The sequence below is a fragment of the Agrobacterium rosae genome, assembly GCF_002915175.1.
Classification (GTDB): Bacteria; Pseudomonadota; Alphaproteobacteria; order Rhizobiales; family Rhizobiaceae; genus Agrobacterium; species Agrobacterium rosae.
In genome coordinates this window covers 348,122-370,944 of record NZ_NXEJ01000001.1, presented here as the reverse complement: position 1 = coordinate 370,944, position 22,823 = coordinate 348,122, and the positions used below count along the sequence as shown (strand labels likewise).

Genomic DNA, 22,823 nt, shown 5'->3' with positions numbered 1-22,823 from the left:
GGAGTTACCTCTTATGGAGCGACCACGACCCGGACAGATTGCGTTTCCGAAACCGAGTAATCGCCGCGATGGCCGAGGGGGAAATATGTGCCGTGAATGGCAAGTTCGATTTGGCCGGTCGCTTCTGCCCGGCTGACCTGTCCAAACCGCATTCGGTAGCGCGGCTCCCATTTTGCAATGGCAGTTGCCGCCGCAGAGTAGAGCGCAAGCACATTGCGCCGGTTCATCTTGGCGTCGATCAGATCAGGGATTTCAGAACCAAAGTCGCGGCGCATGACGCGTGTCCCGATGGGCGTCAACAGTATCTTGCGGATAGACTGTTGCGTGTGCTCCCAATCAGTCAGAGGCGCGCCGGTTACGGCGTTGACGCCTGTTGAGCTTGGCATGGCCTACGCCCTCTTCCTTGAATTCAGAAACGACCTCGCCAAAGGGCGGCGCAAGTTCGCGCGCCTCATCGGCAGACAATGGGATTTTTTCGCCAGCCACACGCCAGCGCCCGGCAATCTCGCAGCCGGTGCGAACAGAATAGATTTTCATGGGAGCCTCTAATCTATGGCAAAGACAGTGTCGGAGCCTTCGACAATCGGCCACTTGCCGGAAGAAGAGCCGCTTTGAACGTGGACGAGGTCGCCGATCCGCGCCACCTTCTTGCCGCCCTCGCCGCCCAGCTGCACGTTGCCAGCTTGAACGATGACCTTTTCAGACTCGACAGTGACATTGGCAGCGGTCACTTTCACAAGCCCGCCGCTGGCCTCAATCACGGTATCTCCAATCTTGATGTGAAACGGCGTGTCGCTGTTTTCGCGGGCGTTGTCGTCGCTGTAGGTCGAGAAATCGATTTGGGCGTCTGCGAGGTCGCCGCTTTCGGAAACCACATCCACCTGTTCGCCGACGCTGTAGAGGACATCGACCTTCACGCCACCGGCAGACAGCGTCCGCGCCTTGATCCATGGCGTCACGTAGGGCTTTTCACCTTGGCGCGACAACTCGACACGGTACTTGCTCTTGTCGTCGCTGATCTCGGCAATCTTGCCCTTGCGGCGACGGTTGCGGTCGCGCCGTTCCAGTTCGGCAATCCGAAAGCCCATTTGCTCAATATGATCAACGATGCCCCTCATGGTGCCATCCCATCCGCAGGCGTCAACAGCATGGCATCTGCCTCACTGTAGATCATGCCAAACCGGCGCATGGCCGCTGTCAACTCTTGGTCAGAGCCGGAAATCTGCGCCCGCATAAGTTCGATCTTTTTCGCTATATCCGGGGAGGTGGACACGAGGTCGCTTTCGCACTTGGCGAAGAATGCCGCCATGGCGGAACCCTCTTTCAGATCGTCACCCCTGACCGGATCGGCCACCGCCTCGACAGTCAGTTTCAGTTGGTGGGCAGCAAGGCGAACGCCCTGCGTGTCGCCGCTCACCCGTGCGCGCTGGGACTTTTCATATTTCAGGACAAGCCGCCTGAATATTTCGGCCCACTCGTTTTCGGGGTCGGCCAGCACATCGGCAATTTGCCGCATGGTCAGATCGAGGTGAAATTCAAAGTTAGCGTCGGTTGCCGGGACGCCCTCGTAAATCACTGTCTCATCTGTGTTCGGATCGGTGATTGTATGCGGCGTGGCAATCCCGGCTTCGAACACAAGATCGACAAGCCCGCTTCTTGTCAGCGACCGAAGTTCAAGCCCGGTCAACACCTTGCCATCGTCGGCGTAGATCGAGATGAATGGCTTGTCTTTTGCCGTCCGCAACGTGCCATCACTTGCGGCATCGAGCGCGCCGATTTCGCTATCCAGCACGTTGGCACCGACAAGCGTATTCCCTTTCAGGGCTTCCACGGCGCAAATGCGCAAGGCGATACGAACAAGCGACATGGCTATTTCTCTCTCAATCTAATGGCAATGAGGTTGCTGTGCCGGTCGGTCACGTTGGCGACTTCCCAGACCGGCTCGCCGGTACGATCCATTGCACGGACGGAGTCGCCCGATTGCAGCGGTGGACCGTCATAGGTCGCACGATCCAAGAACAGTTCAGCCTCACCAGAGGCAAGCCGGGTTTGAAACTGGCCGGAACGTCCGCCGCCCAAATTCGAGATTTCATCACCGCCAACGCAAAGGGCTTCGCATCGAACGATGGTCTGCGGGCGATCCGGGTCGGCCTTGCCGCTTTTCATAAACGACAGACGGACACGCTCGCCAAAAGCGCCGCCAACCTTCCGGTCAACGGCAGCTTCCAGTTTGCGCCAATCCACCATGTTACGGGCTAAGAACCACGTCGCCGCGCTTCGTCGGATTGGCAGCGACCGCAGTAGCGTAACCAATCTTCGTGTTGCCGCTCGCGGTCGTGGAAACTTCCGTGCCGGTCCAGTAGACGATATCGCCAATGGCCCAAGCCTGCGCTTCAGTCTTTGGCAGGTCCCAAACGCCTTCACGGTCGATTGCCACCATTTCACCCTGCTTTACAGTGGTCTGCGCTACACCGAACAGCTTTCCGATAAGAACGCCATCGCCGGATTTGACATCTGCCGGTGCTGGAATGTCCAGTATCTTGCCCGGCTGCTTGAAATTCTTCGCCATGATCTTGTCCCTTATGAACGAAGTGAGAGAGAGATGGACACGAGGCCCACCCGTTGATGCGGCTCGCCGTTACTGCTGCTGCGCCGGGCCGGGGTTACGGAAGCCAAAACGGAAGTCCGTCGCGCCGCAACCGAAGTCGTGTTCGACGGACATGCTGAAGCCCTGACGCCCGAATGGCTCGTCCATACGGACGCGCGGAGCTTCGTAGCCTTCAAGGTAACCCCAGCGATAATTGGAGCCAGCAGCCGGGTCGGCATGGAGGCTCCAAGAGTTGTCCGGGATCTGCGAAGTTTCGACTAGCTCGAACTTACCGGAGAAGATGTTGACGGTGGAGATAGTCGCTGGTGTGATGGAGGCCAACAGCTTCTCCGCATCGGTCAGCTGGTTCGGGCCAACGAGCATGATGCGAGCCGGGTTAGCCAACAATGGTTTGTCATCAACAGACTTTTGCAAGCCCATCGATCTGCGGCCAGCACCTACAGAATCAACAGTCAGGCCAGCAGCAACGCCGATGTTGTTGTGATCCGCGTGGAAGACAGTTTTTCCGTCTGCAAGCTTACCGTTGTACGCGTCCGTGTAGAAGGTCACTTCTTCGAACAGAGCAACCGAAGCGCCATAGCTGGTGAGCAGTTCGGAGATCGCTCCCAGGTCATCGTTGATCAACATCTGACGGCTGATCGTGAGCGCGATGGCGTAGCTGAAAGCGCGCACTGCCTCTTTGCCTTCGCCGAAGGTGCCGTATTTGATTTCGCCACCTTCCAGAACCTTTTTCAGCATCGGGAAGTCACCAACCTTGACGGTCGTATCAGGACGGAAGTCGCGGAAGTTCTTCTTGCGGGCAAACCGCTTGAAGGTTGGTTGCGCCAGCGCATAACGCTGTTCAAGGGTGCGGTTTACGGCACCTTCGAAGATCGTGGAGAAATCCGAAGTCGTGTGCGAAGCGCGCGTGAAGATGTCGTCGATGTCACGGGCGTTGAGCATGCGACGGCCCGCGAAGTTCACACTTTCAGCGGCAAGGTCGATCAAACCTTTACCCATGTGCGAACGTGCAGCGGCGGAAGGGCCAGCCTGTGGAACCGGAGCGCCGAGGCCGTAGGCCAATGCTTCGATCTGTGCAGAACGTTGCGTGTCACGCTCATCCTGACCAACCTGCACCCGCACCCGGCTATCGGTGGGCGTCTGGCGCTCATTGGTCACCATGTGTTCGAGCAGCTGCGAGCGGAAGGATTCCAGCGCCGTGCCAGACAATGCGTGCTGGCGACCGAAATCAACGAAGCCCGCTCTTGCTGAAAGCTCTTCGATGCTACGGACGCGGTTGCGCTCTTCGTTGACGGCCTCACGAGCGGCTGCGCGGGGGTCAGTTTCCACTGGTGTATTAGATGGGTTTGCGCGCTCTTCGGCTTCCAGCCGCGCCACTTCGGCCCGTGTTTCCTCAACGTCTTTCAGGATCGAGGCGTGATCCGTTTCAATGGCGCGCGCCGCATCTTCGGAGAGGCCGTCAACCAGCTCGCCACGCTTGGCGCTTGCGCGGGTTGTCAGGTCTTCGAGTTTCTTGCGAGCAGCCAACAGCGCGAGATTGGCTTCGAAGACATAGCTTCCGCCATGGTGCATGAAGCTATCGGGACCGATCAACGTAGCTGCATGGGAAACGTCAGCAGAGAGAATGGAGAAGGCAAGGCCGAAGCAAACAAGTGCGACGGCGGCGAGAATAAAGTAAGCACCCTTTTTCATGGTGTGCAGTTCCTTTTTTAAGATTACCGGGCAGACAAGCGCCGTCGCCCTGCGTCCCGGTGGCAAGCAGGTGGCGAACTTTGAAATGGTAGATGGATGGTTTTAGGCGAGGCTTAGAGCAGCCTCGGCCATGCGCATGCGGGCAGCGCGGATGGAGGCATCAGACGCACCCATGATGGACAGTGGAAAGGTCGCCTCATTGGCGCGAACCTGCGCACCCGGATCGGCTGGCACGGTCACGAAAGAAATCTCGTTTGGCGTCCAGCGCTCGACGTAAATCTTTTCGACCTCGCCTTTCTTCTGTGGCTCTTCCACCCGGATTTTATCGATGGAATAGCCAACCGAAACATTCTTGATGATCTTGTCAGACACCAGGCCGAACATGCGGTCTGCGCTTTGGTCGATCCCGACTTTCGGAAAACGGATGGTTGCCCACCCCTCGCCCTTTTCGATCCAAGCCCGTTCGACAACCGCGATCTGCGAGAACGTTGACCACTTGGAATGGCTGTCGAGGACAGGCGCGCCAAGGTTCATGCGAGACAGGTCGAGCGCCCGATCAGAAACCACTAGGATTTCATCAAAGGGCTTGGCGGTGTCCCAGCCGGTATAACGAAGCCTGCGCACCGCAGCGCCGGTGGTAAACACCAGCGTCACGGTGCGGGCTTCCTCATCAATCCTGCTTTCCGAAAGCCCCTGCCCGCGAACCTGCATCGGCAGATTAGCGGGCGCTTTCCGAACCTCAAGTTTCGTCATCGTCGGTGTCCTTGTCGTCGTCGGGCTTGTCGTCGGATTGCTGGACCTGCCCAGCTTGCGACATGCGCCGGGGGTCACTGTCGAGGATCAGTTTCCGATCATCGAGCTTCTTGGCGTCGGACTGGATTTCATCCAGCACGTCATCCGGGTTTTCGCCCGTTTCCGCGATGGCGCTCGAAAGCGACCGGAAGCCGGAACGAACTTCTGCGCGACGTGCGAGAACGTCCTTCAGTGGGTCGGCGGAATAGAAGCGAGGCGGCGACCATTCCACTTCCACGGTCGGCGTATCGAGTTCGCCCGCAAAATATGCCGCCTCGCAGAACCAATCCCATATCGGCTGCAACATCATGGGAATGATGACTTGCCATTGCAGGGCCGAGATTAACCGACGGAAAGGCTCAAGGCCGATCTTACTGGACGAATAATTCACCTTGTCCAATCGGCCCGTCAGGACGGAATACGGCATGCGCCAGCCTGCCGCGATGGTGTGCAACTGCGAAACCTTGTAGGGATCGTAGCTGTCAGTCACAGCAGGTTGCGAGAACGTCAACCCGCGCCCGCCGACCGCGTTATAGAAAGAGCCAGGCGAGAACTTTTCGACGCGCTGGCCGTGAACATCGTAGATACCGGCTGGAAGAGGCTTGCCGCCCTCGTCCGTGGCAACCGGCGTACCCAGAACGTCATTATCTTCGCCGCCCGTCATGACGCCGACAATGCACGACTCCAGACGCTTGCGGATTTGTTCGGACTCTTCGTACACGGCGAGGCCATACATATCGTCCATCGCGGGAACGCCCCAAGGCGCGCCGCGAACCTGCGTTCTCTGCTTCTCGAACATATGGGCGATATCGGACGCAGGAACCGGCTTGGAAACGATAGACGATTGCGGATCAAAGAAGCTGTTGCCGGGATGAGAACCAAACATCCAGTAAGACCGCTTACGTCCAAGGGCATCGAATTCGATACCCTGAATGACTTTTCCGCCACCCGAAAGCACACCTTCTTTGCTGCTGTCGATAAGATCGTCCTCCAGTACCTGCAATTGCAGCGGCACTGGTAGCCCGTCTTCCAGCAGGCGACGGCGACGGCGAACCATGCCATTGCCGCTTTCGAACATTTCGCGAGCAAGCAGCGTCTGCATGCCGTAGAAATCAAGATCGCCGTCAGCATCACAGACCTTCTGCCACTTTTTGAAAAGCTCGATGGCCTTCTTGTTTTTGGATCGTGGGATAATCCCGTCACCGATAGTGTGGCTGACCAATTCGGAAATGGCCTTGGCAGCATGCGGATTGTTGCGAACCAGATCACGCATGCTGTTGCGCAGATCGCGACCGGCGCGGACAAGTTCCGCATCAGCTGATGTCGAAGGCGCGCGCCTGCCGGTTTTCAGTCGGCTGGTTTCGGCACCTGCATAGCCGCGCGACATGATGTCGATTGCGGCGCGGTTCTTAATCCGTCGAAGCCCGGCTTCGGGGGCAAAGTAACCAATAGTCCGGTCAAGAACGTTCCCGATACCCATCAATCGAGCGCCGCCAAGATCATACGGGAGCCACCGGACTGACGCGATTTCAGGTTCGCCAAAGCTTCCCGCATATCCTTGAGGGAGTGATATTCCACTTCGCGGCGTGTTCCGCCGGAATGGAATGTGACTTTCTTCGCACCCATGGCAACAGCCTCTTCAAGCGCGGAGATTTGATCGTCGATAAGGGCCATGGCTATAACCAATCCGATGTTGCGATTTGAGGTTTGGAAGGTGGCGGCACCATTTCCGGTGGCGTTGATAGTTCGCCTTCACGGTGCGCCCAGTTGGCATTGACCATCTGGCGGGCTGCGAAGGCGTAAACGGTGCAGTCAAGGGCTTCATGGCGGCGACCGGGAACCGGCACGAACTGCCGGACCGTCTGGCCGCGCTTGTAGGTGATTTCCATGCGCTCGCCCGCAACCTGTTCATACCAGACAGGGGCGAGGTCTTTGGAGAACCGCATGGACCTTGGACGTGTGAGCCTGCCCATGATGTTGCTCTTGATGCCATCGACACCGACGATGAAGAGGCGACCGCCCTTTACGGTGCTTTTCGAGCGCTCGATCCAAGGCCGGTTGCCCGCAGCGCCCTTGATCGCGTACACCTTGCGGTTAAAGCGAGGGAAGGCGAAGCGGTAGACCGTTTCCATGGTTTCGCCATCGGAGCTGTCAACGCATGTCGCATCGACCTTGATGCGACCGCCCAACGGATGATCCCATTGCGTTGACAGCAGAATGTCCAGCTCGCCCCACGTCACGGTGTCATCGTAGCGACCCCAGATGACTTCATGGCCGAGGACATAGGGAACACCCTCTTTATCCCAGCCGATGAATGTCACCTCCAGCCGGTCATCCTGCACATCCACGCCAGCAGTGATGATCAGAACCTCGACAGGGATTGCTTCGAAGCCGAAGTCTTCGGCGCGCTCGCTGATCTCGATATCGTCCAGCTCGTCGGACTCGTCTTTCCACCCTTGAGCAAGGATGGTGTTGACGAAGGTCTGCAAAGTGGATGGATCGTTTTTGACCGACACAAATTCCTTTGCCAGTCGCCCCCAGGACGCATTCGGCAACAGGGAAATCAGAGCATTCATACGGAAGCCCGCATGGTCTTTGACTTCCGGCTTGAGCGCTCGCCACCGACCGTTCGTCACCATCTCCGGCTTGTGCCGCTCATCAACGACCGAGCCGCATTCTACACAGACGTAGTAAGCTTTTTCCGGCTCGCCTTCCGGCCACTGAATGTCGGCCCACTGTATCTCGTGGAAGTGTCCGCACTCCGGGCAAGGCACCTCATAGATGCGCTTGTCCGAATGCTCATAGGCGCGCAGCACATGACTTGTGGCCTCGTAGACTGGCGTCGATCCCATCACAATCTTGCGGTCGGAGAACGAAAGCGTACGGCGCTCTGCCAGAATGGGTGCAGAACCTTCCTTGGTGTTGGTCATGCCATCGACCTCATCCATAAACAGGATGCGCACGTTATGGCGACGAAGGTTGCGCGGTGACTTGGCGGCGATGACTTTCAGAAAGCCGCCCGGAAAGCGCCGGGACAGCAGCGTGTTTCGTCCACCCTTCTTATCGTCACTCGACAGGATGCCTTGCAATGTCGGCGAGGCATCAAAAACCGGCTCGACATCGGAAACCATATAATCCCGACAGTCAGACTCGGTTGGCAACAGTGACAAGATCGGCGCTGGGTCATTGCTGCAAAAGCTTGCCATGGCGCTGGTCAGCAGTGTCGTGAAGCCTACGCGAACCGGCTTGACCAACGTCACGCGCTCAATCGCAGAGTTACCAATCGCGTCGGCAATTTCGACCTGCGGAGGCCAGAGCCTAACCTTGCCTGTGAGCGATGACACGCCTTCAGGCAAGTGGATGTGTTCTTCAATCCATTTCGATAGCCTCAATTTCGGCGGCGGTTGCAGGCTCTCCCACAACGCTTTCCGCAGCAGCGTCAACGCTTCTGTCATCGTCCTGTTCACCCAGATCGGAAAGCGCCGACCGGAGTTCTCGGTCGATCACGTCAACATCAAAAGTCGTGAGGTGCGGAAGCATCTGGCGACACCGCGAAGGAACGGACATGATGCCGTTTCGAATACGCCGACCAATCGAAGTCCATTCATGCCGCACGTCCGTTATTGGAATCATCTCACGACGCATGGCCGCATTCTTCATCGCTGTTTGGTCAGCTTGCTCACGAGCCAAACGTGCGCGCTCTGTCGTCAAAGCATCGGCACCATCACCGCTGCGGCCCGCCGCCATCGTTCTAAGATGCTCGCAGTACAACTGGATTGAACGGCGCATGTCGTAGCGATTCCGTTCTGTCTTCACCACGATTCCACGCTCGACAAAATCAGAGACAGCCCGCTTCGAAACCCCAAGAAGGTCGGCCAGTTCAAGCCCCGATATTTCCCCATCGTCGGCAGGCGCTGGTAACTCATCTGGTGTATCAGCCTCATCAATCGGGCCGGTTTCGCCCGCATCGACGTGTTTCTTGTGCGATTTCGCTGCAAAGCTTGGGCTTACGCCGAATTTCTCTGCGGCTTCGCGGACTGTATGGCCTTCGTCAATGTAGGCGATGACCTGCATGCGAAGATCGTCAGGATAGCTCTTTGCCATCTGATTCCGATTCCACTGAAAAGGCGGGGGAATCCCCCTATAATTTTTTGCAAAGCGAGAAATCCCGCAGTCGCGCTTACCCGCTAGTTGACCTCTTTTGGGGAAGGACCCAACCGAGGGGGGTACGGGAGTGTTGCGATTTTGACACAAACCGGCATCAGACAAGCCACCGTCCCGGTTTTTCGAAGCAGGACAGCAGGTTAGACCGCATAACTTTTGACCGTTTGCGAAGCTACGGGACCAGCTTGTCCAAGACAGCACTGACGCGTTGATCCAGAAGCGGCGCGGCAACGCGCTGGAAGGCAGCAACCGTCGCGCCACTCGTCATCTCTACCGGGATGAAGACACCAGACCGAGCAAAGGTGATCTTCGTGCCGGACTTGTTCAGACGGTAGTAGGCATGACCGTTGAAGTCCGGCACGTCCTTACGGTCTGGAAACAGACCGCCGCGAAGGAATGCACCCGGATAGAGCGTGGCCTTGCCGAATGGTCTTGCGACAACACCCGATGGCGTTTCCCGTGGCCGTAGATACTTGAGGCGAATGTTACCGCCCCGCGTGATCATGTCATAGGCGTAGCGACCGGGACGTGCTGCCAGTGGATTGCCGATGGCACGAACGATGACGGCCCTTGGCAAGCCTGTCTGCTGCGTCAGTTCACGAATGACAATCGTCTTCGAGCGATTGCCGACCTGATTGACGATGCGTGGCAGTACGGTCGGGAATTGCCGGTTCAGCTTTTCCAGCCGCTTGCCGTACATAGCAAGGTTTCGGTCGGCCCACTTTATGGTGATGATGCCTGCCATAGCCGAACCCCGCAGTTGACCAACCTATAGAATGCAAAAAGGCGACCGGATTAGGGTCGCCTTTCAAAATTCCATAGCGGTAGCTTCGGCCCTGAATCGGTGTCTCATTCAAGTGAGACTGTCAGGGTTGGGTCCGGGCGCGAGCGTAACCGCCACTAAGAACCGGATCGACCATGCGCATCTTTTACTCACACTTTTTCGAGCATGACAAGAGGCATGTTAAACACCTCCGGCTTTCCAAAAATGGGGATGCTCACGACTGCGTCACCATTGCCAGCGCCCGCAAAAGCTTCAATGCGAACCTCGTAGCCAATGAACGGCCCACTCGTCAGACGAACCTTATCGCCCTTGTTGAAAACTCCTGCATTTCGATCCCAGTCATACTCACCGTCCGCAGCCATCTTCTTGAAATTGTTCACAGCGTCGGTCGAGAACGCTACCGCTTTCTCGCCATTCATGACGATCTTTCTAACGTGTTCAAAGCTAAGAATACCGCGCATTGCCTCCCCTATACGGCGGCACCATACGAACACCAGCCCATTAAAGACCGGCATCAAAGACGGTGGAATGCGCTTCCGGTTGCGCTTCCTTTCCGGCCCCATACGCATTGGAACACACGCCTCAATACCAGCGTCCTGCATCTCTTTTTCCACAGCGGTTTCGTGCCCGAAGGCAACCTGCACGATGATCCAACTAGAATCAGTATGCGCCAGCGCCACTTCCATCCGGGCTGATTCGCGTTCCCTTGCCACTTGAGCGGCTTCTGTAGCGATACGATCCAGCTTTAGCAGACCGCGCAAAGATACATGCTGGGAGATATCCTCGAACTTATGCTGCATCATTTTCGCGCCCCTCGTTAATCTGCTGTCCGAAGGCGTCCCAAGCTTCGGAAACCGCCAAATCCAAATCCGTCACGTCTACTGGCACTGGCGGGAAGAACAGCCAGTCAAGGCCCGTAGGCATCGCTGGCAGTGGCAGCCCAGCCTTGTCGAAGAAACGCTTCCATGCCGAAGCCAGCTCGCTGTCCCGGCGAACCGTGTCAAAGGCTTCGGAAACCCGGAGAAGCTGCGGGCTGACAGTGACGCCTTTCCGATCCCCTGCCCGCTCATCCATCGTGTTGACCTTCGGCCATCCGTACTTGCGGCGACGGTCTGCAAGCTCTGCTTCCGCCGCAGCGCCGCCTTTCTCAACAATCTGGCGCTGGAACGGCGTAAGCTGCGGCATGGTCTGCGCAATGGGCCGCAGCAGTTCAGCGCAGCGTCCGGCATGCCATGGCCGCGTGTAGGGGTTATGCACCTGCGGCACAGCAATATCGGATTTCGGGTCTTCGAGCTTTTCCCAATCCCTGCCGGTCAGGTACGGCCCGGCATACGGCACCTTCACGCCCTTCGCTGCGTTGGCACGTTCGATGTAGGTCGGAGATTTCGCGATGCATTCGGCCCGTTGCTCCGCCGTCAGAGCAAACCACGCCTTTTCGGCAGCATAGGCGCTGTCCACCTTGCGGGTGGGCCAATCGCCGTACCAACGCTTGAACGACCGCGCCACGGCCTTCGGGTCTTCATCGCTTTTCAAATCAGCTTCGGGCGCATCTCCCTCTTGCTGATAATCAGTATTTTCTAAGTGTGAGTTATTACTAGGTGCCGATTTTACCGGCGACGGTGAATCCGGCGACGGCTTTACCGGCGACGGCATTTCAGTCTGCGGTAAAGATGCAACACCTACCGTTTCGGAGGCTGCACCTTCGCTGCGAGGCTCATCGAAAATAACCAAGGCAGTGGCGCTGAAACGGCCATCTTCGCGCGTCTGTTCGCGTTCCGCGTAACCAATATCAACCAGTTCCGCGATCATTTTGCGGGCCTTGTCCCGCCCGCAATTGCCCTTTTTGATGATGTCGCCGACGACAACGGTCCAGTTGTCTGGCTTCGAAAGAAGATAGCCCAGCAGCCAGCGCGCATCCATCGACAGACGTGTGTCCTCGAACACATGGTTGGGAAGGGTGGTATAGCGCGCATTGCGCACCCCACGCCGAATGGTAGGTTCGCTCATACCAAACCGCCTTTCCGCACCAGCGTTCGCATGAAGGCGCGCATCGCATTCAAATTTGTGACCACTTCCGCAGGTGGCTGTCCGTCCGCGCCACGCGTAGCGACGAGCAGCGTAAACTCCATCTCCAGAAGCTCGACACCCTTGAGGAAGCCCGCCGCGCGCAACACGCGACGAATATCCATCTGGCTGCGATAGAAGACGAAGCTTGGCACCTGCAACAACCATTGCGCCCGCTTCGCGTCCGTCTCACAGTCTTCCAATAACTCGATAATTGGCAGCATCCCCGTCATGCCTGCCCCCTTTTCCATATGTCGAAGTCGGCCCGCAGATCGATAAACGCCGTCTGCGCCGGCTCTTGAGTGTTAAGTTGTTTCTTGGAGGTCATGCCGATCAGCCGCTTTAAAACGGCGTCGGCTTGTTCCTTGTTGTGGATGGCAGAGCCGTCGCGATCCCGCCGCTCAAGGAACCGCTGAAACAGAGGCTCTGCGCACAAGATCGCCGCGTTGGCGGCAAAGTCACCGTCCCGCATGCGGCTCGCCTGTTGCGCGCCCTGCGTTGGCTGGTTCTGTTTCAAAGCCATGATGGCGCGACGGCGAATATCGAGGAACATCACCACGTTTTGCAACGCGCCGCTGATCATCTCGATTTCTTCCGGCAATGCTGTCCCTGATATGGTGCAGATCACGTCTTGCTCACCAGATGACCGCTTGGCGATGATATTCGTCTGCTGTCCATCGAAATCGATTTCCCAACGGTCGCCATGGCAACGGTTGGCAATATCGATCAATCTGGAAACCCGCGCTTTTTCCCGGTCCCGCGCCCCCTGCGCCCCTGTCGTCATGCGGCGACCTTCCTAGATTTCTCGTCCAGAAGATCGGCGTAGCGAGCGTGAATTTCGTCGGGGTAGAGAACCGAGCTTTCAAAGCCGTAGAGGCCAGCCACGTTGCGCCGGATGAATGAAAGCCGTTCGGCCTCATCATTCGTCAGCATGCGTAAGGGCCAGCCTTTGACGTATTTCATTTCGGGCGTGATATGCGCCTCAAGTTCGCGCCGGATCACAGCGAGCCGCTTGGCGGACGCCAGCCGTTTAGAAAGATCACCGTCGAGCAGCTGGGGTGCGACATCGCCAAGCCAGCGCGCACCCTGGAATGCGAAACCGCTATCTGCCTCAAGCGCCACCATACGGCGATACAGATCGTGGCTTTCAGGTTGAGCGGAAGCTGCCGCAAAATCCGATACATTCGACATGATGCAGTAGCGGCAGGACACGCGCCCCATGCCAAACTCACGATACGCAGGATGCGGACGTAAACCGCTGGCATCGATGGCGGCAAAGACTTCCTCTTCGCTCCAGTCGAGAATAGGACGCCAGTTCCAGACCCTGCTTTTCGCATCACCGTCGCAAATCGCCATCCGCGAACGGTTGCGACTTTCGGCGCGGCGAATGCCTGTTACGTTGATGATTTCCTGATCTGGATAACGCTTTTTAAGATCAGCTATGATGACATGCGTTTTAAGTTCCGAAGTGCAGAACCGCATGTCCGGCGTTGACCAGCACGGCACAAGCGTAACCGTTGAAAGCAGTTCATAACGAACTTTGCTGGATACCCAACGGCTTTCCCAGCGTTCCATCAGCCCACCGGCCTTGCGCCGCACTACGATGAGATCACACCGCAGATGGTCTGCGAGTTCTTCGCAAATCGGAAGACTGTCGTTCCACTCAACCAATCCGAGATCGGCATGGATAAGAATGCGAGGGCCAGCATGGCCGATGGCGTCAAGATACTGGAAAGTCGCCAAAGCCGCCGCTTGGCTGTCCTTGCCGCCTGAAACGCCGATGGCGACAGGGCAATCATGGGCAATCAACGCATCAATCTCGGGAGCGCGAGAGACATACATCATGTCGCCTCGCTTTCCGGTGATCCGGCCTGATTGCCCCAAAAATCCCACAGGCCATTCAGGCGGACATCGCCTTCAGCTAGACTTTCCTTCCGCTGAAAAAGTTCTATCTTGCGCAGCCCCGGCCACAGCCGGTCAATCTGTTCTGCATACCAGACAGGCTTGCGGCTGTGTTCCGTCTTCGCTTCGGCATAGAGGCTTGGCGGCTGCGTCCCAGGCAGAGGAGCCAGAGAGATTTTGCCGCGCTTTCCTATCAGCAAAATTTCGTGCCGGTCGCGCGACCAACGACCCATGCCGATGTTGACCTTGTCCCAGACCCAAGATGTAACAAATTCGAAGCCCCAGGCTTCAAGCACTGCGATGCCATCCGGCAGGCGATTGGCGGTCACCCAAAGCAGAAGAACCGCATCGCGCGTGAAGGGCGAATTATCGCCTGCGCATAGTGCCTTGATGTCCTCAACCGTCATCGACGGATATCGCAGACCCTTGTCCTGCCCGGTTTCCTCGCTCCACGCTTCTTGTGGCCATGCCGGGTCTGCATAGCCGATAGGATAGGCCGCGCGCGGCATGTCACCTCCAGCTTTGCGGCCATGTTCTGAAATGAGGTTCACCATCCGCAATCGCGATTCGCGGTTGCTGGCCTGTTGCGCCGTGCGCATTTCCTTCGTTTCTGCTCGCCTTGCCCTGTCTGAAGCGATGAGTTCACGCGCGAAAATCAATTGCGATTCTGGCGTTTCCAACTTCTTGAGCTTGTCGAGCGTCACACCCTTGTCGTGGATAGTCCCGCGCAGCATTTGAATGGCAGCGACAGAAATCTTCTCGCCCCGCTCGACATCACGACGAATGGTGCGTTCGTCCTGCCCCGTTGCTTGCGCCGTCGCCGCCGTAAAGGTTTTGACGTCACGGACAATTTGTCCGCCACGTCCTTGCGCCGCATTCGATGCGTTCGCTTGCGCAGCACCCCTCGCCGTTTCCGGGTGCTTGATCAGATAGATTTCCTTGCGCCGCGCCAGAAACAGCGCCTTGTCGGACGGTGTCAGGTCGGCACGAATTAGGTTTTCGTCAATCTCGCAAAGCTGACGGTCCAGCTCATCGCCGCCTGCATGGAAGCAAAGAACCTTGATGCCGAGGCGACGGCAGGCTTCCAGTCGGTGACCACCTGCGCCGAGGCGAACAACTGCATCAGTCTCTTTGCCGTACACGACGATGGGCTGTTGCTGGCTGTAAGCCTTGAAAGATTCCATCAGCGCCAGAACGGTGCCTTCATCCAAATTGCGCAAGCGGTTTCCGGCATCGACAGTCTGCGGATCACGAACCGTCGCCACCTTGCGTTCCGGCAGACTTGCTGCGTCTGCTTCCGGCAGCTTTCCGAGCGCGCGCGCCCGGTCCATCATGTCGATGGCGTTGACGCCGGGCCGAAACAGGTTTCCGTCTTTTGCATCGCGTGTCAGATAGCGTTGAGCCATGGCCTTGCAGGCGGCAATCACTTCATTTGGAGTGGCACAGCGGTACTCACCATCGCGAACAGCGGCGGCAACAATGGAAAGACCTTGTTCTTTTGGCAGCGGCAGGGTTTGGGAGGTCATTGCGCACCACCTTTCCGAACGGAAAGCCCGCGATCAGTGGTGATAATACGTTCCGCACACCGGGTAGCCGATGCGCCGCGCCGCAAAAGTCGTTCCGCCAGGCCAGGGTGAAATTCAAATGAAGCCGAGTTGATGACTTCGCGAACGACTGGCGGCAACGCATCAAACCGGGACATGCGGACATCGAAGCTTTCAACTTGAGAGGTTGCTACGTTCATCGCGCGCCACCCTCCTTGGCGTTAACGACAAGCTCTTTCAGTTCCCTGATAAGCTCGTGAACCTCTTTGGTGATGCGCTTTGCGACGGCGGCGGTGCCAAGCGTATTGTTGGCCTTGGCGTCCTGCACAACCTTGATGACATCGGCAAATTCCGACATCAGGTCCATCATGTCGGCATCATTGATGGCGCGGCGCTCTTGCTGCAATTCATCATCGACAACCAGCCGGTAGCCAAGCTTCCGTGCCATGGCGCTCACGACAATCGGGCTTTTCGCGCGGCGGTCTGCCTCGATTGCGATATCAATCGGAATAAAGTTTTCCTGATTTTCGTCGTTGAAGCTGGCGTACTTCGAGAGCGTCGAAACATTGACGCGCGTAAGATGCGGGAAGTCGGTGACGCCCCCACCCAACTTGTAGCTTGTCTCTGTCGCGCTTTTCAGTTCGCGTCGTTCTTCATCGGAAATAGTGCGCACGGAAACACCCCTGAAAGTGAGTCAAGGAAAGAAAATCGGAAAAGGATTCGGTGAACGGCAGATCAGTCAGCCGTAGAAAGGACCATCAACGCGAAACAGGAGGCCCGCATGCAAAACGAGAGTTACCCGCGCCGGAATATGGCATCGCAACCGATCCGGCGCGGGTCGCAGCGGGCTGGGAGGAGTCCCCGCGCGATACGAAAAAGAGGCCGCTCATTCTACGGCCTCCAGAACAGGCATCGGAAATGTGACGCCCCGTGCGGCGACATTAGCCTCATAAATCTGCGCGACCTTCAAACCCGTCAGAGCAATTATGATCGGCCAATGTCGATCTGGGATGCCACCCTTCGCCCACTTATAGACAGCGTCTTTAGAAAACGGCTCTCGACTTTGCTGACTGGCGTCAGCAATCGCTCTTGGCCCGCCTGCGCGACCAATGATTTCCGAAACAGTGAGAGTCGAAGTTGCTTCCATGACTGAAGCTGTAATGGATTTAAAATCCATTTTCAAGGCAGCGAAAATCCAAAACGGAAAATAACTCCGGCTTTATGATGGCATACATGAAATGGTGGCAGAGACTACAGCAGGCGGTAGATGAAAAGGGCTGGTCGAAAAAGCAGCTCTCCGACCGATCCGGCATCCCTTACGATAACATTAACAAATACATGCGGGGCGATATCGAACAGCCGCGCGGCAATACGCTTCCGACCCTTGCCAAGACACTAGGCGTGTCTCTGTTCTGGCTAAGAGATGGCATAACAGATTCTTCCGAACAAAATCTGAGAGTCACATCCAGCCCCCTGATGTCGGTGGCAGTTGTAGGGAAAGTTGAAGCCGGAACATTCCGCGAGGTAGATGCATTCGACCAGAGCCAGATGGAGCTGGTTTCTTTACCGCGAGATGAGCGCTTCCCTAATGCTAGACAGATGATATTCGACGTGTCTGGCGACTCAATGAACGAACTAAAGCCCAGACCCATCCTTGAGGGTGACAGGATAGTTGCGGTTTCTTTCGAAGACATAGCCCATGAAATCGTGCTGCGGGATGGCATGGTTGTTGTCGTCGAGCGGTCACGAGATGGGGGACAAACGCGCGAATGGTCTGTGAAGCAGCTTGAAATATACCAAGACAGAACCGAGTTTCACCCGCGCTCTTCCAACGCCCGCCATAAACCAATTGTTATTACGCGCGATCACGATGCGGATGACGGCACACAAGTGGAGATCATTGGCATCACACGTAGGGTGATAAACGACATTGCCCTCTAAGAGGCCAGGTGGAGTTTTTTGTTACCTGCAAACTCCGCGCAGGCATCTTCGATTTCTCTCAGCACCCACGGCTGAACAGGCTCGCACATCCTCATCGTCCCTTCATCGTCGGTAAAGTTCATTATTGGGATTGCGTGGAACGCGTCTTCGTCACCCACTGGCGCAATGCCAGCGATCTTGAAGGTGTACCCTCTAAACCGTCTCCGCAAAAAGTCCGTGAATGATGCCTCAGACGCGGCAATCTCGTGTCTCTTGTGATACGGCGGCACGACCACAAATTCCAACACCTCACTTTGCTTCATAACTCACTCCTTAATGCCGATAAGCTGCGCTATCGTGGCCCCACACGGGCCGCAGTTAAATGTAGTATTAGCCAGAAACCCGCTCTCAAGAAGCTCATCCGCGCATGTCGGAGAGTCATCGCCGGGTGGCACTTCCACTACCTTGGAACTATCCCTAAGGCAGTTTTCACACCTTAAAAACAGGGTGAAAGCGCGATATCGAACTTGCGGGCATCCCATTTTGTTCTCCTTTAGTTCTCATTTTGTCGAAAAGACCGTGAGAGTCGAGTCGTTTTATTGAGCTGGATTTTATTTCCATAACGATCTTGACCGCGCAGTTAATTGGATTTAATTTCCAATTCGTCCCAGGCCAAAAAGCGGCGTGGGATCAGCCGGGCGGCATCCTCCAGCAAAAGGTCCACACCCGTCCGGCTCCCTCAAACGCGATGGAGACAGGCATGCAGGAACGCACACAGGACGAATTAAAGATCATCAGCAGCATGGCAGATACCATGCTGGACCTTGGCGAAGGCTGCACAGAAGAGCAGCTAGCCAACCGCTTTACCCGCGCAGAAATCAAAACCTACAGCGAAGAGGCCCGCACGGTCGCTTATCGCAAGGCCGACCCCATAGCGGCCTGACCTTCATCCGCTCCGGTTTCCGCCTCAACCGAGGCGGCTTCCCGAACGGTTGAACGGAGAACGAACCATGTTCCGCATTTCCCCTATGATTGAAATACCACCGACCATCCATCAAATCCGCATGCTGCAAACCATTGTCGGCGTCTGCATCGCTGCGCTGCTGTCTGCGCTCATTGCCATGGGTGGCCTATGATGGTTGGCCGCTCAATCCCGGTTCATCCCGGAAAGCTGCCAAGCGCCGAAGAGCTTGCGAACCTTGTTCGTGAAGGTCACGGCAGCAACCAGATTGCCGAGCGCTTTGGCGTGACTGGCGACCACACCCGCAAGCGCCTGAAAGATTTGGGCCTCACACCGCCGAAGGACAGCCAGCCACGCCCGAGAAGCGCCCGTAGGGTTATGCAGCTTCACGGACAGCACGGCCCAATATCCTTGCCGCGTGTCTCGATGCTTACCGACATGGAGAAATACGCATGACCGGCAAGCCCCCCCCCAACACGCTCGATATAGCGGTTTGAGAGGCTTGGCATGGTCACGCTCAAGGTTTCGCCGCGCCTCACGGATGACGGATCGCATTCTGCGATTGCTGCAACGCATCTTGGACAGGCTCATATCGCTGGCACCGGCCCGACCGATGCAACGTGCTCGCAATGCGCATTCTGGCACCTATGGAAGCGCGTCAAGATCAATGGCGAAGTTCAGCAAACGCCGATTGAGCCAGGGCGATATAGCGCCCGGCACAAAGAGAACCCAGCCGGGCGCAAGGACGCGCTCTGCAACAAGCCCATGATGAATAAATCAAACCGCAAGGTGCCGCCTCACGCGCCAGCTTGCCGCTTTTTCACCCCACGTGACGTTCAATCCGGAAAAGACCAGAACCTTGACCCGCCGCCAGTCCATCTTTGATAAAATCATGAGCCGCGTTCAGATCGACCCGAAAACAGGTTGCTGGATTTGGACCGGACCTAATTCCGGCAAGGAAGGGCGTGGCGCTGGCTATCCGCGAATGTCGTTGGGCGGGCAAACAGTCGCCGTCCATATCGCCATGTGGACCAATGAGCACGGCTACATTCCCGGCAAAAAAGAACTTGATCACAAATGCCGCAATCGACTTTGCGTTAACCCCAACCCTGATCATTTGGAAATGGTGACGCGCAAACGCAATGCGATGCGGCGCGAGGAAGCAAGGCGCATGCGCTGCGAAGAGGTTACACCATGACAGCCGCAAACCCGCAAACCAGAAAGAACCGCCGCCCTACACTCCGCGTCAGAGACGTGAACGCTACGCTTGAAGCGCTCAAAAAGAGCGGCATGACACCGACTGCATTAGACACATTGCCAGATGGCACGTTTCGGTGGCATTTTACACCAGCGCCGCAGAGCGACGAGACCGATCTAGACCGCGAACTGGCAGAGTTTGATAAAAAGCATGGTTACAGTTGAGCTTAAAGGCATCCACACCGTAAAGGCCAAGGGCAGTATGTACTACTATGCTTGGCGCGGCGGCCCAAGGCTCATAGGCGAACCCGGTACACCAGCGTTCATGGCATCCTATAACGAGGCCGTTGCCAGCCGTACCGAACCAGAAAGCGGGAAATTCCGCTCTATCATAACCCACTACAAAGCAACAGAATTCAAAAAGATTGCCGATTCCACCAAGCGCGTCTGGACGCCTTGGATAGATCGGATTTCAACGCATTTTGGGGATTTAAGTATCTCTCAGTTCAACAGGGCCGAGAAGATCAGGCCGCGCATTCGCCAGTGGCGCGGGCAGTACAGCGACACGCCGCGCGCAGCTGATACCGGAATGCAGGTTCTTTCCCGCATCCTGTCACATGGCGTTGATCCCATGGGTAAACTCAATTCAAACCCTGCCGAGGGCATCAAGCACCTTTACACCAGCGACCGATCCGAGATCATCTGGACCGACAGCGATATTGCCCAGGTCAAGGCGGGTTGTTCGCAAGAGGTGATGTGGGTGATAGACCTCGCGGCGCATACGGGCCTGCGCGTTGGCGACCTGCTTAAACTCTCATGGTCCCATGTTGGCGAGGACGCCATCATCATTTCGACCGGCAAGAGCAAACAAAAGCGCGAAGCGATCATTCCCCGCTACGACGCCTTGAATGAGGTACTTGCGCGAATTCCGAAGCGGTCGCCTGTCATCCTCACCAGCACCAAAAAAAAGCCGTGGAAGCAGAACGGCCTCAACACGATGTTCTGGCGCGCCAAAGAGCGCAACAGCATGCTCGAGCGCGATCTGCACTTTCATGACCTGCGCGGGACAGCCGCAACCAAGTTCTACAATGCCGGACTATCCGTTCGTGTCATCGCTGAAATTATGGCTTGGGAAGAGGACGCGGTTGAGCGGATTATCCGCCGCTACGTAGGCCGGAATTCGGCGACAAGAGAGATGATCAGAAAAATAAATGAACACCGAAAACTCTGATTAGTTAGGCGTCACGCCTGTTTGATGGCGACTTTACACGGGGCGGGTCCAAATCCAAGTACTCGCGAGCTGGTTCCGTGCCAAACATGGCACTGTAGGTCTTCACGAGCCGATTTTCCACTTTATCAAACGTAATCGTGCCCCCGATGCAGGATTCCGCCACGACAGGATAGTCCGCATACAATGTAAGGAAATTCTCGCGCGCCCATCTCGTGATGAGCCTTTTCAACGCCATTGTGCCATCCGGCGAGTAGACTTTGTGATCCATACGAAAGCCGAGCACATTCAGGCAAACACAAAGGATCTGAGCGCCTTGATAATCTGGAATACGAGACATGTCGCTCACCTTGTCCCAGATAACGCGTTGCAGCCGCTTCCGAAAAATATTTTGAGCATTAGTGTGGTTGAATTCGGATAACAACTCATACCACAGTGTATTGTAATGAATGGTCCAGCTGCGGAAATCTGGTGCATTGACAGCCCCCGCGCATGCAAAAAGATCAAGGGCAATTTTTGAGAGGTGGTCGTAAATGTCTACGGGTGAGAATCTACCATTATGCTTTGATGGAAAACGATCCGCGACCACCTGATGCTGATTCAACAGTTCGACGGCGTCTCTGACGAAGCTGACGAGTTCGTTAAATTTGCGATATGGCAACGACTGAACGTAGGCCGCGTCGCTCATATCGTTCACTGAACGAATGTCATTTCCTAAATGTCGGTACCCTGAAAATATTTGATACATAGCAGTGCTAACGTAAGTACTTCTATCTCTTTTCAGTCTGTCACCGAGGTAAAGTAAAACTGCCTTATGATATGTTTTCCAGCTGGTTAAGGTCCATTCCCCGTGACCCATAAAAAGAAGTTGAAGCGGCGAGCCACCAACGTGTGAGAGCTTTTCAATAAGCACCGAGTTCCCAAACATTGCTGATGAAACGGGTTTCAAGTGCCCGATCAGGCCCGAGTAGAACTCGTCATCTTCGTGGTGAATGGCAGACTCAACATCGGCAAAAAATTCGGCGGATACGTTTCGGGAGAATTGCGCTAAGGGCCTCACATCAATCGCGTCCTGCGCAGCAGTTCGAAATATTTCCGCCGCAACCCAAGGCATTCGACGTGCCACCAGGCGGCAGAAACGACGATCACCAATTAAAGACAAGATGTCTGAGGCGACGTGGGCGGTTTCGGGGATATGGTGCTCAAACCCACCTTTCATTAATGCTCTACGCACTTCTCGCCGAGACGCCTCTCGCACCAGTGTTTCAACCGAACGCCCGACTTCATAAGCGCATGCGTGAAGTTGAGCTTCGTCACCATCTGCGATCCCGTGGAAGACTTCTGTGGCAAACGGTATCGCATTTCGCTTACTAAATCGCGGTGGGTAAACGAAACTCCGAGACATCCAGATACACAAAACGCTTATCAAAAGAGCCGCAATAGTTATCTGAAAAATAAATGGGTCGTTGATGGCTCTTGGAATTGGAAGCTCTACAGCAAACCACAAATTTGAAAGCAGGAGGCCTATGCCGCCAGCAACCGTCGCATAAAATAAAACTAGCCGATACGGAACAGACGACACCGCACTTCGAAACTTATATTTTGCATCAGATAGACTGTAGGCGACGACGAAGATCGCGACCGTCGCCAAGAAATCCGCAATGCCAAAAATCTGCGCGTTACCATTGGTTGACGCAGGTTCAACACATATCCCCAGCAACTTTGTCAAGCAGCTCACGTCCATCAACGATCCTTCTAAGAAGCTTCTAACAAAGTCTAGCGCAAACAAACTAGGAACCGGAGCTGTAAAACAGCCTGTAAAACTCACCAGAAAATATCGGACAGAATAGCTCTAGAAGCCCTGCAAAATAGGGCCGAGCGGGTGAAGGGAATCGAACCCTCGTATTCAGCTTGGGAAGCTGCTGCTCTGCCATTGAGCTACACCCGCGCGGGGTTGAAGGTCTGAT

31 protein-coding genes and 1 tRNA gene are annotated in these 22,823 nt (G+C 56.1%); 7 read left to right on the top strand and 25 right to left on the bottom strand.

Features of this window, described 5'->3' with window-relative positions; genetic code table 11:
- Positions 1-11 precede the first annotated feature (11 nt).
- From CPJ18_RS01945 to CPJ18_RS01840, 22 genes are all read right to left on the bottom strand, one after another.
- Positions 12-386, bottom strand: coding sequence for a GPW/gp25 family protein (locus tag CPJ18_RS01945; protein WP_103656764.1), 375 nt, complete (start codon positions 384-386; stop codon positions 12-14).
- The gene (locus CPJ18_RS01940; protein WP_103656763.1) at positions 337-537 is read right to left on the bottom strand and encodes a hypothetical protein; all 201 of its coding nucleotides are present in this window, start codon (positions 535-537) and stop codon (positions 337-339) included. Before CPJ18_RS01940 ends, CPJ18_RS01945 begins: the two co-directional genes overlap by 50 nt.
- A gap of 8 nt (positions 538-545) precedes the next feature.
- A complete protein-coding gene (locus tag CPJ18_RS01935; RefSeq protein WP_103656762.1) occupies positions 546-1,118 on the bottom strand; it encodes a phage baseplate assembly protein V in 573 nt (190 codons plus the stop codon).
- Complete coding sequence (locus CPJ18_RS01930; RefSeq protein ID WP_103656761.1) at positions 1,115-1,867, bottom strand: hypothetical protein; 753 nt, start codon at positions 1,865-1,867, stop codon at positions 1,115-1,117. The genes CPJ18_RS01935 and CPJ18_RS01930 overlap by 4 nt, the downstream gene beginning before the upstream one ends.
- A 2-nt stretch (positions 1,868-1,869) precedes the next feature.
- On the bottom strand, positions 1,870-2,247 hold the full coding sequence (locus tag CPJ18_RS01925) for a hypothetical protein (protein WP_103656760.1): 378 nt from the start codon (positions 2,245-2,247) through the stop codon (positions 1,870-1,872).
- A 1-nt stretch (position 2,248) separates the two neighbouring features.
- Positions 2,249-2,569: a DUF2190 family protein gene (locus tag CPJ18_RS01920; RefSeq protein WP_103656759.1), complete on the bottom strand. Its 321-nt coding sequence runs from the start codon at positions 2,567-2,569 to the stop codon at positions 2,249-2,251.
- 69 nt (positions 2,570-2,638) lie between these two features.
- Positions 2,639-4,300, bottom strand: coding sequence for a phage major capsid protein (locus CPJ18_RS01915; protein WP_103656758.1), 1,662 nt, complete (start codon positions 4,298-4,300; stop codon positions 2,639-2,641).
- 102 nt (positions 4,301-4,402) lie between these two features.
- A complete protein-coding gene (locus CPJ18_RS01910) occupies positions 4,403-5,053 on the bottom strand; it encodes an HK97 family phage prohead protease (RefSeq protein ID WP_103656757.1) in 651 nt (216 codons plus the stop codon).
- Positions 5,040-6,572 carry a phage portal protein gene (locus CPJ18_RS01905; RefSeq protein WP_103656756.1) on the bottom strand — a complete coding sequence of 511 codons (1,533 nt, stop codon included), beginning with the start codon at positions 6,570-6,572 and terminating at the stop codon, positions 5,040-5,042. Before CPJ18_RS01905 ends, CPJ18_RS01910 begins: the two co-directional genes overlap by 14 nt.
- Positions 6,572-6,766: a phage head-tail joining protein gene (locus CPJ18_RS01900; protein ID WP_103656755.1), complete on the bottom strand. Its 195-nt coding sequence runs from the start codon at positions 6,764-6,766 to the stop codon at positions 6,572-6,574. The genes CPJ18_RS01905 and CPJ18_RS01900 overlap by 1 nt, the downstream gene beginning before the upstream one ends.
- Positions 6,767-6,768: 2 nt before the next feature.
- The gene (locus tag CPJ18_RS01895) at positions 6,769-8,547 is read right to left on the bottom strand and encodes a phage terminase large subunit family protein (RefSeq protein WP_103656754.1); all 1,779 of its coding nucleotides are present in this window, start codon (positions 8,545-8,547) and stop codon (positions 6,769-6,771) included.
- Entirely contained in the window at positions 8,462-9,166 is a 705-nt protein-coding gene (locus tag CPJ18_RS01890; protein ID WP_245445280.1) for a MerR family transcriptional regulator, read from the bottom strand. Before CPJ18_RS01890 ends, CPJ18_RS01895 begins: the two co-directional genes overlap by 86 nt.
- 262 nt (positions 9,167-9,428) lie before the next feature.
- On the bottom strand, positions 9,429-10,001 hold the full coding sequence (locus tag CPJ18_RS01885) for a hypothetical protein (protein WP_103656753.1): 573 nt from the start codon (positions 9,999-10,001) through the stop codon (positions 9,429-9,431).
- 188 nt (positions 10,002-10,189) lie between these two features.
- Positions 10,190-10,843 (bottom strand): transcription termination/antitermination protein NusG, encoded by a 654-nt coding sequence (nusG, locus tag CPJ18_RS01880; RefSeq protein WP_103656752.1) that lies wholly within the window; start codon positions 10,841-10,843, stop codon positions 10,190-10,192.
- Positions 10,830-12,047, bottom strand: coding sequence for a helix-turn-helix domain-containing protein (locus CPJ18_RS01875; protein ID WP_103656751.1), 1,218 nt, complete (start codon positions 12,045-12,047; stop codon positions 10,830-10,832). The genes nusG and CPJ18_RS01875 overlap by 14 nt, the downstream gene beginning before the upstream one ends.
- Positions 12,044-12,337 carry a hypothetical protein gene (locus CPJ18_RS01870; RefSeq protein WP_103656947.1) on the bottom strand — a complete coding sequence of 98 codons (294 nt, stop codon included), beginning with the start codon at positions 12,335-12,337 and terminating at the stop codon, positions 12,044-12,046. The genes CPJ18_RS01875 and CPJ18_RS01870 overlap by 4 nt, the downstream gene beginning before the upstream one ends.
- On the bottom strand, positions 12,334-12,888 hold the full coding sequence (locus CPJ18_RS01865; RefSeq protein ID WP_103656750.1) for a hypothetical protein: 555 nt from the start codon (positions 12,886-12,888) through the stop codon (positions 12,334-12,336). The genes CPJ18_RS01870 and CPJ18_RS01865 overlap by 4 nt, the downstream gene beginning before the upstream one ends.
- Positions 12,885-13,949 carry a phosphoadenosine phosphosulfate reductase domain-containing protein gene (locus CPJ18_RS01860; RefSeq protein ID WP_103656749.1) on the bottom strand — a complete coding sequence of 355 codons (1,065 nt, stop codon included), beginning with the start codon at positions 13,947-13,949 and terminating at the stop codon, positions 12,885-12,887. The genes CPJ18_RS01865 and CPJ18_RS01860 overlap by 4 nt, the downstream gene beginning before the upstream one ends.
- Positions 13,946-15,532, bottom strand: coding sequence for an MT-A70 family methyltransferase (locus CPJ18_RS01855; protein WP_103656748.1), 1,587 nt, complete (start codon positions 15,530-15,532; stop codon positions 13,946-13,948). The genes CPJ18_RS01860 and CPJ18_RS01855 overlap by 4 nt, the downstream gene beginning before the upstream one ends.
- Positions 15,529-15,750 carry a hypothetical protein gene (locus tag CPJ18_RS01850; protein ID WP_103656747.1) on the bottom strand — a complete coding sequence of 74 codons (222 nt, stop codon included), beginning with the start codon at positions 15,748-15,750 and terminating at the stop codon, positions 15,529-15,531. Before CPJ18_RS01850 ends, CPJ18_RS01855 begins: the two co-directional genes overlap by 4 nt.
- Positions 15,747-16,223, bottom strand: coding sequence for a phage regulatory CII family protein (locus CPJ18_RS01845; RefSeq protein ID WP_103656746.1), 477 nt, complete (start codon positions 16,221-16,223; stop codon positions 15,747-15,749). The genes CPJ18_RS01850 and CPJ18_RS01845 overlap by 4 nt, the downstream gene beginning before the upstream one ends.
- 213 nt (positions 16,224-16,436) lie before the next feature.
- Positions 16,437-16,697, bottom strand: coding sequence for a carph-isopro domain-containing protein (locus CPJ18_RS01840; RefSeq protein WP_103656946.1), 261 nt, complete (start codon positions 16,695-16,697; stop codon positions 16,437-16,439).
- Between the two features lie 86 nt (positions 16,698-16,783).
- Here CPJ18_RS01840 and CPJ18_RS01835 point away from each other — a divergent pair, with 86 nt between their 5' ends.
- Entirely contained in the window at positions 16,784-17,491 is a 708-nt protein-coding gene (locus CPJ18_RS01835; RefSeq protein WP_103656945.1) for a LexA family transcriptional regulator, read from the top strand.
- Here CPJ18_RS01835 and CPJ18_RS01830 read toward each other — a convergent pair.
- Positions 17,488-17,793 (bottom strand): hypothetical protein, encoded by a 306-nt coding sequence (locus tag CPJ18_RS01830; protein WP_103656745.1) that lies wholly within the window; start codon positions 17,791-17,793, stop codon positions 17,488-17,490. The two genes, CPJ18_RS01835 and CPJ18_RS01830, sit on opposite strands and share 4 nt — an antisense overlap.
- A 437-nt stretch (positions 17,794-18,230) precedes the next feature.
- Here CPJ18_RS01830 and CPJ18_RS01820 point away from each other — a divergent pair, with 437 nt between their 5' ends.
- From CPJ18_RS01820 to CPJ18_RS01795, 6 genes are all read left to right on the top strand, one after another.
- Positions 18,231-18,413 carry a hypothetical protein gene (locus CPJ18_RS01820; RefSeq protein ID WP_245445278.1) on the top strand — a complete coding sequence of 61 codons (183 nt, stop codon included), beginning with the start codon at positions 18,231-18,233 and terminating at the stop codon, positions 18,411-18,413.
- A gap of 67 nt (positions 18,414-18,480) precedes the next feature.
- On the top strand, positions 18,481-18,606 hold the full coding sequence (locus CPJ18_RS27420; protein ID WP_281063032.1) for a hypothetical protein: 126 nt from the start codon (positions 18,481-18,483) through the stop codon (positions 18,604-18,606).
- The gene (locus CPJ18_RS01815; RefSeq protein ID WP_146258630.1) at positions 18,606-18,887 is read left to right on the top strand and encodes a hypothetical protein; all 282 of its coding nucleotides are present in this window, start codon (positions 18,606-18,608) and stop codon (positions 18,885-18,887) included. The genes CPJ18_RS27420 and CPJ18_RS01815 overlap by 1 nt, the downstream gene beginning before the upstream one ends.
- Positions 18,888-19,323: 436 nt before the next feature.
- The gene (locus CPJ18_RS01805; RefSeq protein WP_103656741.1) at positions 19,324-19,629 is read left to right on the top strand and encodes an HNH endonuclease signature motif containing protein; all 306 of its coding nucleotides are present in this window, start codon (positions 19,324-19,326) and stop codon (positions 19,627-19,629) included.
- On the top strand, positions 19,626-19,853 hold the full coding sequence (locus CPJ18_RS01800) for a hypothetical protein (RefSeq protein WP_103656740.1): 228 nt from the start codon (positions 19,626-19,628) through the stop codon (positions 19,851-19,853). The genes CPJ18_RS01805 and CPJ18_RS01800 overlap by 4 nt, the downstream gene beginning before the upstream one ends.
- Positions 19,840-20,859 carry a tyrosine-type recombinase/integrase gene (locus CPJ18_RS01795; protein ID WP_103656739.1) on the top strand — a complete coding sequence of 340 codons (1,020 nt, stop codon included), beginning with the start codon at positions 19,840-19,842 and terminating at the stop codon, positions 20,857-20,859. The genes CPJ18_RS01800 and CPJ18_RS01795 overlap by 14 nt, the downstream gene beginning before the upstream one ends.
- A gap of 4 nt (positions 20,860-20,863) precedes the next feature.
- Here the strand turns inward: CPJ18_RS01795 and CPJ18_RS01790 are convergent, their stop codons facing one another.
- Together CPJ18_RS01790 and CPJ18_RS01785 are read right to left on the bottom strand one after the other, a co-directional pair.
- The gene (locus CPJ18_RS01790) at positions 20,864-22,585 is read right to left on the bottom strand and encodes a hypothetical protein (RefSeq protein ID WP_146258629.1); all 1,722 of its coding nucleotides are present in this window, start codon (positions 22,583-22,585) and stop codon (positions 20,864-20,866) included.
- 148 nt (positions 22,586-22,733) lie between these two features.
- A tRNA-Gly gene (locus CPJ18_RS01785) sits at positions 22,734-22,804 on the bottom strand.
- Positions 22,805-22,823: the final 19 nt, after the last annotated feature.

Bases quoted from the DNA above. Each gene is read 5' to 3' on its own strand.
- CPJ18_RS01945 (WP_103656764.1), bottom strand. From the start codon at position 386: ATGCCAAGCTCAACAGGCGTCAACGCCGTAACCGGCGCGCCTCTGACT.
- CPJ18_RS01940 (WP_103656763.1), bottom strand. From the start codon at position 537: ATGAAAATCTATTCTGTTCGCACCGGCTGCGAGATTGCCGGGCGCTGG.
- CPJ18_RS01935 (WP_103656762.1), bottom strand. From the start codon at position 1,118: ATGAGGGGCATCGTTGATCATATTGAGCAAATGGGCTTTCGGATTGCC.
- CPJ18_RS01930 (WP_103656761.1), bottom strand. From the start codon at position 1,867: ATGTCGCTTGTTCGTATCGCCTTGCGCATTTGCGCCGTGGAAGCCCTG.
- CPJ18_RS01925 (WP_103656760.1), bottom strand. From the start codon at position 2,247: ATGGTGGATTGGCGCAAACTGGAAGCTGCCGTTGACCGGAAGGTTGGC.
- CPJ18_RS01920 (WP_103656759.1), bottom strand. From the start codon at position 2,569: ATGGCGAAGAATTTCAAGCAGCCGGGCAAGATACTGGACATTCCAGCA.
- CPJ18_RS01915 (WP_103656758.1), bottom strand. From the start codon at position 4,300: ATGAAAAAGGGTGCTTACTTTATTCTCGCCGCCGTCGCACTTGTTTGC.
- CPJ18_RS01910 (WP_103656757.1), bottom strand. From the start codon at position 5,053: ATGACGAAACTTGAGGTTCGGAAAGCGCCCGCTAATCTGCCGATGCAG.
- CPJ18_RS01905 (WP_103656756.1), bottom strand. From the start codon at position 6,572: ATGGGTATCGGGAACGTTCTTGACCGGACTATTGGTTACTTTGCCCCC.
- CPJ18_RS01900 (WP_103656755.1), bottom strand. From the start codon at position 6,766: ATGGCCCTTATCGACGATCAAATCTCCGCGCTTGAAGAGGCTGTTGCC.
- CPJ18_RS01895 (WP_103656754.1), bottom strand. From the start codon at position 8,547: ATGACAGAAGCGTTGACGCTGCTGCGGAAAGCGTTGTGGGAGAGCCTG.
- CPJ18_RS01890 (WP_245445280.1), bottom strand. From the start codon at position 9,166: ATGCAGGTCATCGCCTACATTGACGAAGGCCATACAGTCCGCGAAGCC.
- CPJ18_RS01885 (WP_103656753.1), bottom strand. From the start codon at position 10,001: ATGGCAGGCATCATCACCATAAAGTGGGCCGACCGAAACCTTGCTATG.
- nusG (WP_103656752.1), bottom strand. From the start codon at position 10,843: ATGATGCAGCATAAGTTCGAGGATATCTCCCAGCATGTATCTTTGCGC.
- CPJ18_RS01875 (WP_103656751.1), bottom strand. From the start codon at position 12,047: ATGAGCGAACCTACCATTCGGCGTGGGGTGCGCAATGCGCGCTATACC.
- CPJ18_RS01870 (WP_103656947.1), bottom strand. From the start codon at position 12,337: ATGACGGGGATGCTGCCAATTATCGAGTTATTGGAAGACTGTGAGACG.
- CPJ18_RS01865 (WP_103656750.1), bottom strand. From the start codon at position 12,888: ATGACGACAGGGGCGCAGGGGGCGCGGGACCGGGAAAAAGCGCGGGTT.
- CPJ18_RS01860 (WP_103656749.1), bottom strand. From the start codon at position 13,949: ATGATGTATGTCTCTCGCGCTCCCGAGATTGATGCGTTGATTGCCCAT.
- CPJ18_RS01855 (WP_103656748.1), bottom strand. From the start codon at position 15,532: ATGACCTCCCAAACCCTGCCGCTGCCAAAAGAACAAGGTCTTTCCATT.
- CPJ18_RS01850 (WP_103656747.1), bottom strand. From the start codon at position 15,750: ATGAACGTAGCAACCTCTCAAGTTGAAAGCTTCGATGTCCGCATGTCC.
- CPJ18_RS01840 (WP_103656946.1), bottom strand. From the start codon at position 16,697: ATGGAAGCAACTTCGACTCTCACTGTTTCGGAAATCATTGGTCGCGCA.
- CPJ18_RS01835 (WP_103656945.1), top strand. From the start codon at position 16,784: ATGAAATGGTGGCAGAGACTACAGCAGGCGGTAGATGAAAAGGGCTGG.
- CPJ18_RS01830 (WP_103656745.1), bottom strand. From the start codon at position 17,793: ATGAAGCAAAGTGAGGTGTTGGAATTTGTGGTCGTGCCGCCGTATCAC.
- CPJ18_RS01820 (WP_245445278.1), top strand. From the start codon at position 18,231: ATGCAGGAACGCACACAGGACGAATTAAAGATCATCAGCAGCATGGCA.
- CPJ18_RS27420 (WP_281063032.1), top strand. From the start codon at position 18,481: ATGTTCCGCATTTCCCCTATGATTGAAATACCACCGACCATCCATCAA.
- CPJ18_RS01815 (WP_146258630.1), top strand. From the start codon at position 18,606: ATGGTTGGCCGCTCAATCCCGGTTCATCCCGGAAAGCTGCCAAGCGCC.
- CPJ18_RS01805 (WP_103656741.1), top strand. From the start codon at position 19,324: ATGAGCCGCGTTCAGATCGACCCGAAAACAGGTTGCTGGATTTGGACC.
- CPJ18_RS01800 (WP_103656740.1), top strand. From the start codon at position 19,626: ATGACAGCCGCAAACCCGCAAACCAGAAAGAACCGCCGCCCTACACTC.
- CPJ18_RS01795 (WP_103656739.1), top strand. From the start codon at position 19,840: ATGGTTACAGTTGAGCTTAAAGGCATCCACACCGTAAAGGCCAAGGGC.